Source organism: Pseudomonas sp. KH_027, from assembly GCF_057838565.1.
This window is the reverse complement of record NZ_CM174470.1, coordinates 3,653,920-3,670,024: the sequence shown is the minus strand read 5'-3', so window position 1 is coordinate 3,670,024 and position 16,105 is coordinate 3,653,920. Positions and strand designations below refer to the sequence as shown.

At 61.3% G+C, this 16,105-nt stretch carries 15 protein-coding genes; 9 read left to right on the top strand and 6 right to left on the bottom strand.

Annotated elements, in window-relative coordinates:
* Positions 1–76: 76 nt before the first annotated feature.
* A complete protein-coding gene (locus AC3IYG_RS17230) occupies positions 77–1,057 on the bottom strand; it encodes a Bug family tripartite tricarboxylate transporter substrate binding protein (protein WP_489310457.1) in 981 nt (326 codons plus the stop codon).
* Between the two features lie 29 nt (positions 1,058–1,086).
* Positions 1,087–2,352, bottom strand: coding sequence for an OprD family porin (locus tag AC3IYG_RS17225; RefSeq protein ID WP_489310455.1), 1,266 nt, complete (start codon positions 2,350–2,352; stop codon positions 1,087–1,089).
* A 264-nt stretch (positions 2,353–2,616) separates the two neighbouring features.
* On the opposite strand from AC3IYG_RS17225, the gene AC3IYG_RS17220 reads away from it, so the two are divergent.
* Both AC3IYG_RS17220 and AC3IYG_RS17215 read left to right on the top strand, forming a co-directional pair.
* A complete protein-coding gene (locus tag AC3IYG_RS17220) occupies positions 2,617–3,288 on the top strand; it encodes a response regulator (protein ID WP_489310453.1) in 672 nt (223 codons plus the stop codon).
* A gap of 57 nt (positions 3,289–3,345) precedes the next feature.
* Positions 3,346–4,743, top strand: a complete 1,398-nt coding sequence (locus AC3IYG_RS17215; RefSeq protein ID WP_489310451.1) for a sensor histidine kinase — start codon at positions 3,346–3,348, stop codon at positions 4,741–4,743.
* Here AC3IYG_RS17215 and AC3IYG_RS17210 read toward each other — a convergent pair whose 3' ends face one another.
* The 3 genes from AC3IYG_RS17210 to ygfZ form a co-directional block, all read right to left on the bottom strand.
* The gene (locus AC3IYG_RS17210) at positions 4,744–5,511 is read right to left on the bottom strand and encodes a substrate-binding periplasmic protein (protein WP_489310449.1); all 768 of its coding nucleotides are present in this window, start codon (positions 5,509–5,511) and stop codon (positions 4,744–4,746) included. It abuts the gene before it with no gap.
* A 123-nt stretch (positions 5,512–5,634) separates the two neighbouring features.
* Positions 5,635–6,471: an HDOD domain-containing protein gene (locus AC3IYG_RS17205; protein ID WP_489310448.1), complete on the bottom strand. Its 837-nt coding sequence runs from the start codon at positions 6,469–6,471 to the stop codon at positions 5,635–5,637.
* 59 nt (positions 6,472–6,530) lie between these two features.
* Positions 6,531–7,472: a CAF17-like 4Fe-4S cluster assembly/insertion protein YgfZ gene (gene ygfZ, locus AC3IYG_RS17200; protein WP_489310446.1), complete on the bottom strand. Its 942-nt coding sequence runs from the start codon at positions 7,470–7,472 to the stop codon at positions 6,531–6,533.
* Positions 7,473–7,594: 122 nt separating this feature from the next.
* Here ygfZ and AC3IYG_RS17195 point away from each other — a divergent pair, with 122 nt between their 5' ends.
* Entirely contained in the window at positions 7,595–7,849 is a 255-nt protein-coding gene (locus AC3IYG_RS17195; protein WP_489310444.1) for an FAD assembly factor SdhE, read from the top strand.
* A complete protein-coding gene (locus tag AC3IYG_RS17190; protein WP_489310442.1) occupies positions 7,833–8,285 on the top strand; it encodes a protein YgfX in 453 nt (150 codons plus the stop codon). Before AC3IYG_RS17195 ends, AC3IYG_RS17190 begins: the two co-directional genes overlap by 17 nt.
* Here AC3IYG_RS17190 and nadB read toward each other — a convergent pair.
* Entirely contained in the window at positions 8,254–9,870 is a 1,617-nt protein-coding gene (gene nadB, locus AC3IYG_RS17185) for an L-aspartate oxidase (RefSeq protein WP_489310440.1), read from the bottom strand. The genes AC3IYG_RS17190 and nadB overlap by 32 nt on opposite strands.
* 378 nt (positions 9,871–10,248) lie before the next feature.
* Between nadB and rpoE the strand changes: the two genes are divergently transcribed.
* From rpoE to lepA, 5 genes are all read left to right on the top strand, one after another.
* Positions 10,249–10,830: an RNA polymerase sigma factor RpoE/AlgU gene (gene rpoE, locus AC3IYG_RS17180; RefSeq protein WP_489310438.1), complete on the top strand. Its 582-nt coding sequence runs from the start codon at positions 10,249–10,251 to the stop codon at positions 10,828–10,830.
* A 31-nt stretch (positions 10,831–10,861) separates the two neighbouring features.
* Positions 10,862–11,464, top strand: a complete 603-nt coding sequence (locus tag AC3IYG_RS17175) for a sigma-E factor negative regulatory protein (protein ID WP_489310436.1) — start codon at positions 10,862–10,864, stop codon at positions 11,462–11,464.
* A gap of 8 nt (positions 11,465–11,472) precedes the next feature.
* Positions 11,473–12,426, top strand: a complete 954-nt coding sequence (locus AC3IYG_RS17170; RefSeq protein ID WP_489310434.1) for a MucB/RseB C-terminal domain-containing protein — start codon at positions 11,473–11,475, stop codon at positions 12,424–12,426.
* A gap of 279 nt (positions 12,427–12,705) precedes the next feature.
* Complete coding sequence (locus AC3IYG_RS17165; RefSeq protein WP_489313943.1) at positions 12,706–14,136, top strand: DegQ family serine endoprotease; 1,431 nt, start codon at positions 12,706–12,708, stop codon at positions 14,134–14,136.
* Positions 14,137–14,302: 166 nt separating this feature from the next.
* On the top strand, positions 14,303–16,102 hold the full coding sequence (gene lepA, locus AC3IYG_RS17160; RefSeq protein WP_489310432.1) for a translation elongation factor 4: 1,800 nt from the start codon (positions 14,303–14,305) through the stop codon (positions 16,100–16,102).
* Positions 16,103–16,105 lie beyond the last annotated feature (3 nt).

The following is a 16,105-nucleotide window of genomic DNA, read 5'->3' as shown; positions in this document are numbered from 1 at the left end:
GGGGCAGGCAGAGGAGCGTGCTGGTCGGTCATGCCCGACTTGAAAGTTGCGGGGCATGAGCGGCCAGCGCGGACGCTTACTGGATCAGGCCGAATTCCTTGGCCAGCAGTTTGTAGTCGGCGACTTGCTTCTTCACGTAGGTATCCAGCTCCGGGCCGGTCATGGCGAAGGGGAACAGTTCGCGCTGGTCGCGCAGTTTGGCGAAGTCATCGGAGGCCAGCAGTTTGTCAAAGGCGTCCTTCCACCAGTTGTACTCGGCGTCGCTGACCTTTGGCCCGAGGTAGAAGCCGCGCACCACCGGCCAGACGATGTCGTAGCCCTGTTCCTTGGCGGTCGGGATGTTGGCCATCGCCGCTTCCGGCAGGCGCTCTTCGGCGAACACCGCGAGCAGGCGCATGCCACCGCTTTGCACATGCGGCATGGAGTCGGAGATGTCGGTGCTGCCGACCTGGATATGCCCGCCGAGCAGGGCGGTGGCGATCTCACCGCCGCCTTCGAGGGCGACATAACGCAGCTTGCGCGGGTCGATGCCGGCCGCGCGGGCGATCAGCGCGGTCTGCATCCAGTCCTGGCTGCCGACGGTGCCGCCGGAGCCGATCACCACGTTGTCCGGGTTTTCCTGGAGGGCTTTGACTAGGTCGTCGAGGTTCTTGTACGGCGAATCGCTGCGCACGGCGATAGCGCCATAGCTGGTGCCGACCGCCGCCAGCCATCGCACGGCGTTTTCGTCGAAGCGGCCGAACTTGCCCTGCGACAGGTTGAGCAGCGAACCGGAAGAGAAGGCGACAATGGCGTTGCCATCGGTCGGTCGCTGCGCGACCACGGCGTTATAGGCCACCGCGCCGACACCGCCGGGCATGTAGGTGACGCGCATGGGTTTGTTCAGCAGCTTGGCGTTCAGCAGGCCGCTTTGTGCGAGCTTGCAGGTCAGGTCGAAACCGCCGCCGGGTGCGGCGGGGGCAATGCACTCAGGTCGTTTGGGTTCGGCTGCCAGCAGTTGGCCGGCGAAGACCAGGCAGGATGCCGTGAGGGCGATGCGGGTAAATACAGTTTTCATGGGCTGTTCCTCTCGCTTCTTATTGTGGGTTACCAAATTGGCAGTGCGTAGCTGACGATCAGGCGTACTTCATCGGCATCTCGGGCGAAGCTGGAGCGGTAAGTGGCGTTGCGCAGGCGCACGGCAACATCCTTGAGCGCGCCGGTTTGCACCACGTACTTGACCTCGCTGTTGCGCTCCCATTCAGTGCCGCGTTCGTTGCTGCCGGTCACTTGGGCGTTGTCGCCGCTGACGTAACGGCTCATGAAACTCAAGCCGGGGAGGCCAAGTTTGCTGAAGTCATAGTCGTAACGAGCCTGCCAGGAGCGTTCGTCGGCGTTGGCGAAGTCGTTGATCTGCACGAAGTTGACCAGGAACGGGTCGCTGCCATCGACATAGGCGAAACCGGTGTCGCCGCCCATGCGCTGGTAGGCCAGGCTCAGTTTGTGGCCGTTCAGGCCGTAGCTGAACATGCCGTTGAGCGCCTGGTTGTCGATCGTGCCGGCATTGGCCGCGCCCTGGTCAGCGCTGAGCGACAGGCGCAGATCGGTGGAGAAGGTGCCGGCCCCCAGTGGTTGGTTGGCGAGCAGGCCGATAAAGTGCTGGCGATAGATGTCGTCCAGTTCGGCGAAGTGATATCGACCGACCACGCTGTCGCTGAATTGGTAGTCGGCGCCGGCCAGGTTGAAATGGTCGGCGGTGGCGGCGGTGGCGAAACGGTGGTTCTTGTTGTTCAGCGCCAGGTCTTCGTTGTTGCTGGAACTGCGGTCTTTCACCTGGTTCAAGCGGCCACCGGTGAAGGTCAACTGGTCCAGTTCCTGGGAGGTCAGCAGCGCGCCCTGAAAGGTTTGCGGCAGGATGCGACCATCGCTGGGCTTGAGGGTCGGCAATTCTGGAATCAGGGTGCCGAACTTGAGCTCCGTGGCGGAGACTTTCACTTTGCCGGTCAAACCGAGGCTGGAGTACTCATCGGCGGCGCGACCGTCGTCGTGTACCGGCAGCAAATCGGTGCCGGCGCGATCCGGGCTGGAGTCCAGTTTGATCCCGAGCAGGCCGAGGGCGTCGACGCCAAAGCCGACGGCACCTTCGCTGTAACCCGATTGCAGGTTGAGGATAAACCCCTGCGCCCACTCGTCGCGCTTGGATTGGCCGGCGCCATCATGGAAGTCGCGGTTCAGGTAAATGTTGCGGGCTTCCAGGCTGGCCGAACTGTCGTCGATGAAATCGGCGTATGCAGTGGGCGTGAGCAGGGCAGCGGTAACGGCTAGGCTAAGCAGATGAACAGGCAGCAGTGCCTGACGGGAAGCTGGCAGCATCGTGGTGGTATCCATTTGTTGTTTTTGTAACGGCCGCACACCACTGTGCGAACCGTTCTGGTGGGTGGTTCGAGCCACCCGAAATCGATGCTAATGGGTCAAGCTTTCACCAGGCTTTCACTGCCCCAGAGTTTTTCTCGCGGGTAGTCACTGGCATTTCGGCGATTCACAGGGCGCGCTGCGCCTGTAAACTCCTGCCCTCGAATGGTGCTGCCGATACAGCCTGCGACAGCGGCCTTGACTCGGACTTTGGTGGAGGTGGCGGTGCGAATTCTGCTGGTCGAAGACCATCCGCAACTGGCGGCAAGCGTGGCTCAGGCGCTGAAAAGCGCCGGTTGGACAGTGGACGTATTGCACGATGGCGTGGCCGCTGACCTGGCACTGAGCAGCGAGGAGTATGCGCTGGTGATTCTCGATATCGGCTTGCCGCGCATGGACGGTTTCGAGGTTCTGGCGCGTTTGCGTGGGCGTGGCAAGACACTGCCGGTGCTGATGCTGACCGCCCGCAGCGAAGTCAAAGACCGCGTGCATGGGCTGAACCTGGGGGCCGACGATTACCTGGCCAAACCCTTCGAACTCAGCGAGCTGGAGGCGCGCGTCAAGGCGTTGCTGCGCCGCAGCGTACTTGGCGGTGAGCAACAGCAGCGTTGCGGCGAGCTGGTTTACGACCTGGGCACCCGGCGTTTCAGTTTGCGCGACGACCTCCTCAGCCTGACCTCGCGCGAGCAAGCGGTGCTGGAAGCCATGATCGCGCGCCCGGGCCGGGTGATGAGTAAGGAGCAGTTGGCGGCTCAGGTGTTTGGTCTGGATGAAGACGCCAGCTCCGATGCCATCGAAATTTACGTTCATCGCCTGCGCAAGAAGCTTGAAGGCAGTCGCGTACACATCGTCACGTTCCGCGGTTTGGGTTACCTGCTGGAGGCCATCGGTGGTTAGGCCGTGCCATCAATTACTGAGCGTCATCAGGTCCCGTCGCAATGGGGGGAATGCTTGATGGCGCACCCCGAAGCCGGCAGCCTGCGGGGGCGGTTGTTGCGGCGTCTGGCGGCGCTGTTGACGGTATTGCTGCTGATCAGCAGTTTGAGCGCCTACTGGAATGGCCGCCAGGCGGCCGACACCGCCTACGATCGAACCCTGCTGGCCTCGGCCCGGGCGATTGCCGCCGGACTTTCCGAGAAAGACGGCAGCCTCAGTGCCGACGTGCCCTACGTGGCGCTGGACACCTTCGCTTACGACAGTGCCGGGCGTATCTATTACCAGGTGACGGATATTCATCAGAAGCTGATTTCCGGTTACGAGAACCTGCCAGGGCCTCCGCCCAATACGCCGCGCACCAATGATTATCCGGCGTTGGCGCGGTTTTATGATGGGCAATACCTGGGCCAGGACGTACGCGTGGTCAGCCTGTTGCAGCCGGTCAGCGAGCCGAATATGAACGGCATGGCGGAAATCCGTGTGGCGGAAACCGAAGAGGCGCGCGAACGCATGGCCCGTGGCCTGATGGCCGATGTGCTCTGGCGTCTGGGCCTGTTGGGCATCTGTGCGCTGGTGCTGGTGTGGTTTGCCGTGAGCGCCGCGCTGCGTCCGCTCGGCCGCCTGCGCAGTGCGGTGGAAGAGCGTCAGGCCGATGACTTGCGCGCGTTGCCGCTGATCAGCGTGCAGCGCGAATTGAAGCCGTTGGTGGCGGCACTGAACCACTTCACCGAACGCCTGCGTGAGCAGTTCGAGCGTCAGGCGCAATTCATCGCCGATGCCTCCCACGAGCTGCGCACACCTTTGGCGGCGCTCAAGGCGCGGCTTGAGTTGGGCCTGCGGGCGCAGGACCCGCAGGTCTGGCGCAGCACCCTGGAAGAGTCCGCACAGAACACCGATCGGCTAACCCTGCTGGCCAACCAGTTGCTGTCGCTGGCACGGATCGAAAGCGGTGCGCGGGCCATCGCCGAGGGGGGCGCGCAGCGTATCGACCTGAGTCAGTTGGCCCGCGAACTGGGCCTGGCGCTGGCCCCGCTGGCCCATGCGCGCGGGGTTTCATTGGCGCTGGAGGCTGAGCAGCCGGTGTGGCTGCGCGGCGAGCCGACGCTGCTCAATGAGCTGCTCTGCAACCTGGTGGATAACGCCCTGGCGCATACGCCGCACGGCGGTACTGTGATCCTGCGGGTGCTGGAACCCGGGGTGCTGGAGGTGCAGGATGATGGCCCGGGCGTACCCCTGGGAGAGCGTGAAAAGGTCTTCGAGCGCTTTTACCGACGCCATGCACAGGGCACGGGTGCCGGCCTGGGCTTGGCGATAGTCGGGGAAATCTGTCGCGCGCATCTGGCTACCATCAGCCTGCATGATGTGCTGCCGAGTGGCTTGCGGGTACGGGTGGAGTTTCCGCCCGAGGCCCGCTGATCAGGGCGTAAGGCTCAGCGGCTGCCGGGCTTCGAACAGGTATTGGGCGACTTTACCGCTGTCGCGCAACTGCTTGAGGCCACGGTTGAAGCGTTCGATCAACTCGGCGTTGCCGGGTACCGTGCGCGACAGCATCAGGTGCAAGGAGTCACTGCGCAAGGGCTTGGGGTGAAAGCTCAGCTGTGCTCGTTCGGCGGCACTGAAGCGTTGGTAAAGCAGGTCGAAGCCGACCGTCTTGTCTACCGGAAATACATCGATGCGCCCGGCCAGCAACTGGCGTAAACCCAATTCGTCGTTGTTCAGTCGGCGTACTTGCAGTTGCCCTGCGGTTTCGGCCTGCTGGAACGACTGGCCATAGTCATAGCCATTGGTGCCACCGACTTTCAGCCCCTGCAGGTCTGCGACCCGCTGCCAGTCGAAAACCATGCTCTTGCGATGGAGCAGGTAATAGCCGCTGTCGATCACCGGTTCGCTGATGAAAAAGGTTTGTTCGCGTTGCGGGCTGCGCAACCAGACCGCAGTGCCGGCCCGTTTGCCGCGCTCGGCCAGCATCAGTGCGCGGGCCCAGGGGTAGAATTCCCACTGCACCTGAATGCCTTCCAGGGCAAAGGCTTCGGCGACTATGCGTGAGGCGATGCCGTGATGGGGCAGGTGCTGGCCGAGATAGGGCGGCCACTCACCGTTGGTCAGGTGCACTTCATCGGCAACCGATTGGCTGCTGAACGAGGCACCGAAAAGCAGGCCGAGGCACAGAAGCAATGGGCGCATGCTGGAATTCCCTTGCCGAGCTGCGACTCAGTCTAGTGGCATTTGGCCGCTTGCGCCTGCGGCCGAGTGAAAGTGCCTGCGGGCTGGGCGCCTCGGCAGGTACTCACTCGGCCTGCTGAGGTGTTACTGGAGCATGCTCATCGCCGCTTCCATGGCGGCGGAAAGGTCTTCATCGGCCTGCAAATCGGCGTTCGGGTCGAGGCCGAGCTTGGCGAAGGCGGGGGTTTTGCTCCAGTCCAGCTGCGTGTACGGGTGCTCGCTGCCCAGGTAGCTCTGCAGCGTGGCGACCTGCACGATATCGACGTAATCGACCTTGGCCGAATCGCGGGTGAAGTCCAGGTATTGGCCGGGCAGCATGGCGATCAGCTCGGGAAAGTCCCAGGCGCGGAGAATTTTTTCGCCAAGGATCGGATGGATCTGCTCGATCACATGGTTGAGGCTGATGGAGTCGGACAGCAGCTCATCGTGTTCCTCGGCGTAGGTCAGGATTGGCAGCACGCCGATTTGATGGACCAAGCCGGCAAGGGTCGCCTGATCGGGCAGCAGGCGGGTGTAGTGGCGGCAGAGTACATGGCTGATGCCGGCGATTTCGGTGCTTTTATTCCACACTTCGCGCATTTTGCGGTCGACCACATCGGAGGTCGCCTGGAACATCTGTTCCATCGCCAGGCCGGTGGCCAGGTTGCAGGTGTAATTGATGCCCAGACGGCTGATGGCCATCTGCAGGTCGGTGATTTCCTTGTTGGTGCGTAGCAACGGGCTGTTCACCACCTTGATGATGCGCGCGGTCAGTGCCGCATCGTTGCCGATCACCTTGCTCAGGGCCGGGATGCTGATATCCGGGTTTTCCGCGGCTTCGCGAACCTTGAGTGCCACTTCCGGCAGGGTAGGCAGTACCAGTTCGTCGTTGTCGATGGCCTGAATCAGTTCCTGTTGGACTTTGTCGGCAAGTTTGCTCATGGAATGTTCTCTGCAAGCGGTGGCGCCTGGAGGCCAGGCTGCCTGATTGAGTAAGTGGGTTAGCGTTGGATCTCGCGGTTGGAGTCCAGCGTGTAGGGCAGTTCCAAGAGTGTGAGCGCCGGGCCTTCTGCGCTTTCGAGGAAGATACGGCCGTCGTTCACGGCATCTTCCTGTAGCACGGCGAGCAGCTCGATACCCTGTTCCGCATGCGCGGCCAGCACCACTTCGCCAACGCCCGAGCGGTGGACCGGGGAGTGCAGTTCGGTGGCTGGCGCCGGTAATTCATCGGCGTCCAGGCGCAAGCGATACAGGCGCCGCTTGAGTTTGCCCAGGTACTGCATGCGCGCGACGATTTCCTGGCCGGTGTAGCAACCTTTCTTGAAACTGACGCCGCCGAGGGCCTGCAAATTCAGCATCTGCGGGATAAACAGCTCGCGCGTAGCGCCTACCACCTGGCCAATGCCGGCGCGCACTTGGGCGAGCAGCCAGCTATTGAGCGGCGCTTGTGGCAGGTGCTCGGCGAGACGCGCTTGCAGGGCGGCGTGGGTACTGGCTGGAGCCCAGAGTTCGGCGCGGCCATCGGCCAGGCGGATGGCGATCAACCCATTGCCGCGTGCGACATGATCGGCGTGTGGCGCCAGCTCCAGGCCCAGTTCGAGCAGCAACGCATCGGCGCCGCTCAGACCGAAGCGTACCCAGTGGCTGCTTTCATCGCTGAGCTTGGCCTTGGAAAATACCGCGTACTTCTGCAGATCGCTCACCTGGGCATCGAGCAGTTCGCTGGCCAGCGCCAGGAGGTAGCCGTCGCCATCGGTGAGGATGCGAAAGCTCGACAGCATGCGGCCTTTTGCCGTGCAGCGGGCGCCGAGGCTGGCGGTGTGCGGGTCGAGGTAGTTGAGGTTGCAGGTCAACTGGCCTTGGAGGAACTTGCTGGCGTCGGGGCCGCGGACGGCGAGAACGCCCTCATGGGACAGCGTGCAGAAAAAAGCGGAGGCGGCCATTGAGAATCGCTGAGTCAAAAGTCTGGGGGCTCATCATAGAGTGCAGCCATGAGCTTGTCAGCGGGTGCCGGTGAGCGGTCGGCGCCGTTATACTGCCGGCCTATTTTGAAGGAGCCGCTCGCATGGTCGACGCTATTGAACTCAACCGACTCTTTTGGCACAGCCGTCGCGGCATGCTGGAGTTGGATGTGCTGCTGGTGCCCTTTGTCAGAGAGGTGTATCCCAACCTCGACGAGGCGGACCGGGAGCGCTATCGCAAGCTGTTGGAGTGCGAGGATCAGGACATGTTTGGCTGGTTCATGCAGCGCGGCGAGCCGGAAGACGCCGATCTGCGGCGCATGGTTCGGATGATTCTGGACCGTGTCCAGCCCAAGTAAGGTCTTCGAGTGCCGCTGGCGCGCCTCGCGGCTGCTGCTGGCAGCCTATCTGGCGGCACAGGTCGTGGCGCTGGGGGCGCTGGTTTTCGCGGACCTCCCACTCTGGGCGCAGGCGCTCGGGCTGCTGGCGTGCCTGGCGCACGGTGCCTGGGTGTTGCCGCGGCAGATTCTGCTCAGTCATGCGACGGCGTTTCGCGGTCTGCGCCATGACGCCGACGGTTGGCAGTTGTGGAGTGCGCAGAAGGGCTGGCAAGCGGTTCAACTGCGTCCCGATAGCCTGGCTTTACCATTGCTGGTGGTGCTGCGCTTTCGTCTGGCCGACGAGTGGCGGGTGCGCGGCCTGTGTGTGCCGCGCGATGCGCTGGCGCCAGAGTTGCATCGGCGCTTGCGCGTGCGACTGAAGTTCACACGGCGTAGATGGGCGGCACCAGAATAGTGTCCTGGGCTTCAGGCAACTGGTCCGGGTAGTCCAGGGTGTAATGCAGGCCACGGCTCTCGTGGCGTTGCATGGCCGACTGGATGATCAGTTCGGCCACCTGCGCCAGGTTCCTGAGTTCGATCAGATCGCGGCTGACCTTGTAGTTGCTGTAGAACTCGTCGATTTCATCTAGCAGCAGGCGTACCCGGTGCTGGGCGCGCTGCAGGCGCTTGTTGGTGCGCACGATGCCGACGTAGTCCCACATGAAACGCCGCAACTCGTCCCAGTTGTGCGCAATGATCACGTCTTCGTCGGAATCGGTGACCTGGCTCGCATCCCAGCTCGGCAGCGCTTGCGGCTCCGGGGTATGGGGCAGCTGCTGGAGAATGTCGGTCGCTGCCGAACGGGCATAGACGAAGCATTCCAGCAGCGAGTTGCTGGCCATCCGGTTGGCGCCATGCAGGCCGGTGAAGCTGGTCTCACCAATCGCATAAAGGCCCGGTACATCGGTGTGTCCGTGCTGGTCGACGACCACGCCGCCGCACGTGTAATGCGCGGCCGGAACCACCGGAATCGCTTCGCGGGTGATGTCGATGCCGAAGTCCAGGCAGCGCTCGTAGACGGTTGGGAAGTGCGCCTTTATGAACTCCGCCGGTTTGTGGCTGATGTCCAGGTACACGCAGTCGACACCGAGGCGCTTCATTTCGTGGTCGATGGCCCGCGCCACGATATCGCGCGGGGCCAGTTCGGCCCGTGGGTCGAAGCGCTGCATGAAGCGTTCGCCATTGGGCAACTTGAGCAGCCCGCCCTCGCCACGTATGGCTTCGGTCACTAGAAAGCTTTTGGCCTTGGGGTGGTAAAGGCAGGTCGGGTGGAATTGATTGAACTCCAGATTGCCGACGCGGCAACCCGCACGCCAGGCCATGGCAATGCCATCGCCGCAGGCGCCGTCCGGGTTGCTGGTGTACAGGTACACCTTGGAGGCGCCTCCGCTGGCCAGCACGGTGAAACGCGCGCGATAGGTGTCGACTTCGCCGCTGGCGCGATTGAGGACGTAGGCGCCAAGGCAGTTTTGCCCGGATAAACCGAGTTTGCGCTCGGTGATCAGGTCGACCGCGACCCGCTGTTCCAGCAGTTCGATGTTCGGGCGTTGCTGGGCTTGTGCCAGCAAGGTGTTGAAGATGGCCGCGCCGGTGGCGTCGGCGGCGTGAATGATGCGTCGGTGGCTATGGCCGCCCTCGCGGGTCAGGTGGAACTCGAAGCCACCGTCTTCGCGCGCGGTTTCATCATCGCGGGTGAAAGGCACGCCTTGCGCGATCAGCCATTCGATCGCTTCGCGGCTGTGCTCCACGGTAAAGCGCACGGCGTCTTCACGGCACAGCCCTGCGCCGGAGTTCAGGGTGTCCTCGACATGCGACTCGACGGTATCGGCATTGTCCAGCACAGCCGCTACGCCGCCCTGTGCCCAGTAGGTCGAACCGTTGGTCAGGTCGCCTTTGCTCAGCACCGCGATGCGCAAATGAGCGGGCAGGGTGAGGGCTAAAGTCAGGCCGGCTGCACCGCTACCGATGACCAGGACGTCGTGCTGGAAATGTTGGCTCATGTTCGAATTCCGCAAAAAGCGGCCACTAGTATATAGGTGGGGGCGGCGGCACAATAGCGGGCTTATGACTGGGTATGGCGTTTGGGAACTTTCTTAGTCTCCCAGGTTCCATAGGCGGTTGCCTAGAAGAGGACAACACCGTTTTTGCTGGAGTGGCCGTGGTGCATTTTGTGCCCGCTCGCTGTGCCGAAAACCGGTGACAAGATTATCCGCGCAGCCGGCTTTTATGTCGCGCTGCGCGATTCCGTGCAAGACAGATGCGTACTTGTGCGGAAGCTTGTTTGGAGGGGGAGAACTTTTGCGCAAGACCCGAGTCTATCTTGGCAAGACGATTCACTTGCTGGTGCAGCATCCCTCCGAATTCAACGAGGAGTGTTCATGCTAACCCAGGAAGATGATCAGCAGTTGGTCGAGCGGGTGCAGCGTGGCGACAAACGGGCTTTCGATCTGTTGGTGCTGAAATATCAGCACAAGATTCTCGGGTTGATAGTGCGCTTTGTGCACGATCCTCACGAAGCTCAGGATGTTGCCCAAGAGGCCTTTATCAAGGCTTATCGAGCACTGGCTAACTTTCGCGGAGACAGCGCTTTTTATACGTGGCTGTACCGCATCGCCATTAATACGGCGAAGAATCATCTGGTGTCGCGCGGTCGGCGGCCGCCAGAGAGTGATGTAAGTGCTGAGGATGCGGAGTTCTATGAGGGCGATCATGCGCTCAAGGACATCGAATCACCCGAGCGCTTGATGTTGCGCGATGAGATCGAGCACGCGGTGCATCGAACCATCGAGCAGCTGCCTGAAGATCTGCGTACGGCCTTGACCTTGCGCGAGTTCGACGGCTTGAGTTACGAGGACATTGCCAGCGTCATGCAATGCCCGGTCGGGACTGTGCGCTCACGTATTTTCCGAGCGCGAGAAGCAATTGATAAAGTCCTGCAACCTTTGTTGCAGGAAACTTGAGACAGCGGCGTTAGCCAAGAGAGGAACCGCCATGAGTCGTGAAGCCCTGCAGGAATCGCTGTCCGCGGTAATGGATAACGAGGCGGATGAGTTGGAATTGCGTCGTGTGCTCAGCGCCAGCGATGACGCGGAGTTGCGCTCCACCTGGTCGCGTTACCACATCGCTCGTGCGGTCATGCACAAAGAGCTGCTCGAACCGCGACTGGATATCGCGGCGGCGGTTGCGGCGGCGTTGGCAGATGAGGCGGTTCCGGCTGTCGCACCTGCTGCCGGGCTGCCATCCCGCTGGCGCAGTCTTGGGCGTTTGGCTGTGGCGGCCTCGGTTACCGTGGCGGTGCTGGCCGGTGTGCGCCTCTACAATCAGGACGAGGTGCTCGGTACCCAGTTGGCTCAGCAGGGCGCTCAGCCAACGCTGGCGATGCCACAGATGCAGGGCGCAGCCTTGCTGGCTGGCTATAGTGAGGGTGTAGAGCCGACTCAAGCCTCGCGGGCGAATGACTCTCGGCAGGCTAAATTGAGCTGGCACGAACAGCGTCTACCGACCTACTTGCGCCAACATGCGCAGCAGGCGGCCATGAGTGGTACGGATAGCGTCTTGCCTTACGCTCGCGCCGCCAGCCTGGAAAACCGCTAAGGAGGATCATGCGCGCCATCCCTTTCTTTTTTCTGCTGGGTAGTTGGCTGACCCAGCCAGTGCATGCGGCTGATGCGCAAGATTGGCTGAACCGTCTCGCCGAGGCGGAGCAGCGGCAAAACTTTCAAGGTACGTTCGTCTACGAGCGTAACGGCAGTTTTTCCACTCACAGTATCTGGCATCGGGTAGACAGCTCGGGTGAGGGCGAAGTGCGCGAGCGCTTGCTGCAGCTGGATGGCCCGGTTCAGGAAGTGTTGCGGGTGAATGGCCGAGCCGAGTGCGTGAGTGGTGCTTTGGCTGATCAGGTGTCTGATAGTCCGACGTGGCCGGCCCGAGCCTTGGATCCCAAGCAACTGGCGGAGTGGTATGACCTGCGCATCATCGGCGAGTCCCGAGTGGCGGGGCGTGCCGCTGTGGTGCTGGCGATTCTGCCGCGTGATCAGCATCGCTATGGCTTTGAGCTGCACCTGGATCGTGAAACCGGCCTGCCGTTGAAGTCCCTGCTCTTGAATGAGAAGGGGCAGTTGCTCGAACGTTTTCAGTTCTCCAGTCTGGATACCACGCCCCCGCTCGATGGTGCGTTGAAACCTAGTGCCGACTGCCAACCCGTGCATTTCAGCGCGGCGAAAGCCGTGGAGTCGAACGCCTGGCGTTCGGAGTGGCTGCCACCGGGCTTCAATTTAAATAGTGTGTTGCAGCGGCGCAGCCCGGCTTCGTCCGAGCCTGTCGCCTGTTTGATGTATGGCGATGGTCTGGCCAGCTTTTCAGTATTCCTCGAGCCACTGCACGGCGCTGCAGTCGATGACGCGCGCAGTCAGTTGGGCCCCACCGCGGCAGTGTCCAGGCGCATCTCGATGGCCGGTGGCGACGTAATGGTTACCGTGATCGGCGAAATTCCCTTGGGCACCGCCGAGCGCGTTGCGCTGTCGATGCGGGCCGGTGAGGCGCAAGCCACGCCATGATCGAGGCTGTGCAAGGTTTTTCTGTTTCCTGACTGGCTACTATTGCCACCCTTGGGAAGGTTCGCGGCGAGCATGCTCGCCGAGTGCCGGAAGCTGATGGGGATTGGGTTGTTTGCAGGTCTGGGTGGTCTCGCCTTGATCTGGTTTGTGTGGTGTTGGCGGTGCCGACGCGACGCAGGCACTCTTGCGTTGCGGCCCATGAGCTGCACGCCCTGCTCGCCGGGTCTTGCGGCTCGTTCTGAGTTTATCTTGCTGGTTCTGGATGGGAGCTGAATGTCGATGCTTAGCCTGAAATCTGGTTGGTCTGCGCTGTTCATGCTGTTGCTGCTGGGGCAGACGGCTATCGCGCATGCTGAATTACCGGACTTTACCGAGTTGGTCGAAGATGCTGCGCCGGCCGTGGTGAATATCAGTACCCGGCAGAAGGTGCCTGAGCGGGTAGCCACTGATGGTCAGCAGCAAATGCCTGATCTGGAAGGCCTGCCGCCAATGTTTCGTGAGTTTTTCGAGCGCAACATGCCGCAAGTGCCACGTGCGCCGGGTAATGGTGGTCGCCAGCGTGAAGCGCAATCATTGGGTTCGGGTTTCATCATTTCGTCCGATGGTTTCATCCTGACCAATAACCATGTGGTGAGCGGCGCCGACGAAATCATCGTTCGCCTGTCCGACCGCAGCGAGTTGGAAGCCAAATTGATTGGCGCTGATCCGCGTACCGACGTGGCGCTGCTGAAGGTCGAAGGCAAAGACCTGCCGATCGTCAAGCTGGGCAAGTCGAACGATCTCAAGGTCGGTGCCTGGGTATTGGCCATCGGCTCACCGTTCGGCTTCGATCACTCGGTGACCGCCGGCATCGTCAGCGCCAAGGGTCGCAGTCTGCCGAACGAAAGCTATGTGCCGTTCATCCAGACCGACGTGGCGATCAATCCGGGCAACTCCGGTGGCCCGCTGTTCAACCTGGCGGGTGAGGTGATTGGCATCAATTCGCAGATTTTCACCCGTTCGGGCGGTTTCATGGGCTTGTCCTTCGCCATTCCGATCGATGTGGCGATGGATGTGGCCAACCAGCTTAAAACCGAAGGCAAGGTCAGTCGTGGCTGGCTGGGCGTGGTGATTCAGGAGGTCAATAAAGACCTGGCCGAGTCCTTCGGTCTGGATAAGCCGGCGGGTGCCCTGGTGGCGCAGGTGCTGGAAGACGGTCCGGCAGCCAAGGGTGGTTTGCAGGTCGGTGACGTGATTCTCAGCCTCAACGGTCAACCGATCATCATGTCTGCCGATCTGCCGCATCTGGTGGGTGGCTTGAAGGCGGGCGCCAAGGCCAGCCTCGAAGTGGTGCGTGAGGGCACCCGCAAGACGCTGGAGATGACTATCGGGGCCTTGCCGGCCGAGGGCGAAGAGCTGTCTGCCAGCGGTGCTCCGGGGGCCGAGCGCAATGTTAACCGGATGGGTGTTCGGGTGGCTGAACTGACCGCCGAGGAGAAGAAGGGCCTTGACCTCAAGGGTGGCGTGGTTATCAAGGAAGTGCTGGATGGCCCGGCTGCGCTGATCGGTCTGCGTCCAGGCGATGTGATCACTCATCTGAATAATCAGGCGATTGACTCTGCCAAGACCTTCACCGATGTGGCCCAGGCTCTGCCGAAGAACCGTTCGGTCTCGATGCGTGTTCTGCGCCAAGGGCGGGCCAGCTTCATTACCTTCAAACTGGCCGAGTAGGTTTGGCTGAGTAAATCAGCCAGATAAGCACAAAGGGCGGTCTTGATCGCCCTTTTTCATGGGTGCCGGTCGGCAGCTAAACGTGACGCCCCAGGCGCTGATCGGGTACACTTCCCGGCTATTTTTCGGCGGGCAATCTGCCTGCGGCCTTTTTGAGTGTTGATCCGTGAGTGACCTGAGTCATATCCGTAATTTCTCCATCATCGCCCACATTGACCATGGCAAGTCGACCCTGGCTGACCGCTTCATTCAAATGTGCGGTGGTCTGGCCGAGCGCGAAATGGAAGCTCAGGTTCTGGACTCCATGGACCTGGAGCGTGAGCGCGGGATCACCATCAAGGCCCACAGCGTTACCCTGTATTACAAAGCCAAAGACGGTATTACCTACCAGCTTAACTTCATTGATACCCCGGGCCATGTCGACTTCACCTATGAAGTCAGTCGCTCGCTGGCGGCCTGTGAAGGTGCGTTGCTGGTGGTCGATGCCGGTCAGGGCGTTGAGGCGCAGTCGGTCGCCAACTGCTACACCGCCATCGAGCAGGGCCTCGAGGTCATGCCGGTGCTGAACAAGATCGACCTGCCGCAGGCCGATCCAGAGCGCGTCAAAGAAGAAATCGAAAAAATCATCGGCATCGATGCCACCGACGCGGTCGAGTGCAGTGCCAAGACCGGTCTGGGCGTCGACGAAGTGCTCGAGCGCTTGGTGCACACCATTCCGGCACCGACCGGCAACATCGAAGACCCGCTGCAAGCGCTGATCATCGACTCCTGGTTCGACAACTACCTGGGCGTTGTCTCGCTGGTGCGCGTGCGCCACGGCCGCGTGAAGAAGGGCGACAAGATCCTGGTCAAATCCACCGGCAAGATCCATCTGGTGGACAGCGTCGGCGTATTCAACCCGAAACACACCGCTACCGTTGACCTGAAAGCCGGTGAAGTAGGTTTCATCATCGCCGGTATCAAGGACATTCATGGCGCGCCAGTGGGCGACACCCTGACCTTGAGCTCGACGCCGGATGTCGACGTGCTGCCCGGCTTCAAGCGCATTCAGCCGCAGGTTTACGCCGGCCTGTTCCCGGTCAGCTCCGACGATTTCGAAGACTTCCGTGAAGCCCTGCAAAAGCTCACGCTGAACGACTCTTCCCTGCAATACACCCCGGAAAGTTCCGATGCCCTAGGCTTTGGCTTCCGTTGCGGGTTTCTCGGCATGCTGCACATGGAGATCATTCAGGAGCGCCTGGAGCGCGAGTACGACCTGGATCTGATCACCACCGCGCCGACGGTAATCTTCGAGTTGCTGCTCAAGACCGGCGAAACGATCTACGTCGATAACCCGTCCAAGTTGCCGGATCTGTCGGCGATCGAAGACATGCGCGAACCCATCGTGCGGGCCAATATTCTGGTTCCGCAGGAGCACCTGGGTAACGTCATTACCCTGTGTATCGAAAAGCGAGGCGTGCAGCACGACATGCTGTTCCTCGGTACTCAAGTTCAAGTGACCTACGATTTGCCGATGAACGAAGTGGTCCTGGACTTCTTCGACCGTCTGAAGTCCACCAGCCGCGGCTATGCCTCGCTGGACTACCACTTCGATCGCTATCAGTCGGCCAGCCTGGTCAAGCTGGATGTACTGATCAATGGCGACAAGGTCGATGCCTTGGCGCTGATCGTGCACCGTGACAATGCGCACTACAAAGGCCGTGCATTGACCGAGAAGATGAAAGAGTTGATCCCGCGGCAGATGTTCGATGTGGCGATCCAGGCCGCGATCGGCGGGCAGATTGTCGCGCGTACGACGGTTAAAGCGCTCAGGAAGAACGTATTGGCCAAGTGCTACGGCGGCGATGTGAGCCGTAAGCGCAAGCTGCTGGAAAAGCAGAAGGCTGGTAAAAAACGGATGAAGCAAGTGGGTAATGTGGAAATTCCACAAGAAGCCTTCCTTGCGGTGCTCAGGTTGGATGGTTAATAC

Excerpts from the sequence above, each read along its gene's own strand:
- AC3IYG_RS17230 (WP_489310457.1), bottom strand. The coding sequence starts at position 1,057 with ATGAAAACTGTATTTACCCGCATCGCCCTCACGGCATCCTGCCTGGTC.
- AC3IYG_RS17225 (WP_489310455.1), bottom strand. The coding sequence starts at position 2,352 with ATGCTGCCAGCTTCCCGTCAGGCACTGCTGCCTGTTCATCTGCTTAGC.
- AC3IYG_RS17215 (WP_489310451.1), top strand. The coding sequence starts at position 3,346 with ATGGCGCACCCCGAAGCCGGCAGCCTGCGGGGGCGGTTGTTGCGGCGT.
- AC3IYG_RS17210 (WP_489310449.1), bottom strand. The coding sequence starts at position 5,511 with ATGCGCCCATTGCTTCTGTGCCTCGGCCTGCTTTTCGGTGCCTCGTTC.
- AC3IYG_RS17205 (WP_489310448.1), bottom strand. The coding sequence starts at position 6,471 with ATGAGCAAACTTGCCGACAAAGTCCAACAGGAACTGATTCAGGCCATC.
- ygfZ (WP_489310446.1), bottom strand. The coding sequence starts at position 7,472 with ATGGCCGCCTCCGCTTTTTTCTGCACGCTGTCCCATGAGGGCGTTCTC.
- AC3IYG_RS17195 (WP_489310444.1), top strand. The coding sequence starts at position 7,595 with ATGGTCGACGCTATTGAACTCAACCGACTCTTTTGGCACAGCCGTCGC.
- nadB (WP_489310440.1), bottom strand. The coding sequence starts at position 9,870 with ATGAGCCAACATTTCCAGCACGACGTCCTGGTCATCGGTAGCGGTGCA.
- rpoE (WP_489310438.1), top strand. The coding sequence starts at position 10,249 with ATGCTAACCCAGGAAGATGATCAGCAGTTGGTCGAGCGGGTGCAGCGT.
- AC3IYG_RS17175 (WP_489310436.1), top strand. The coding sequence starts at position 10,862 with ATGAGTCGTGAAGCCCTGCAGGAATCGCTGTCCGCGGTAATGGATAAC.
- AC3IYG_RS17170 (WP_489310434.1), top strand. The coding sequence starts at position 11,473 with ATGCGCGCCATCCCTTTCTTTTTTCTGCTGGGTAGTTGGCTGACCCAG.
- AC3IYG_RS17165 (WP_489313943.1), top strand. The coding sequence starts at position 12,706 with ATGCTTAGCCTGAAATCTGGTTGGTCTGCGCTGTTCATGCTGTTGCTG.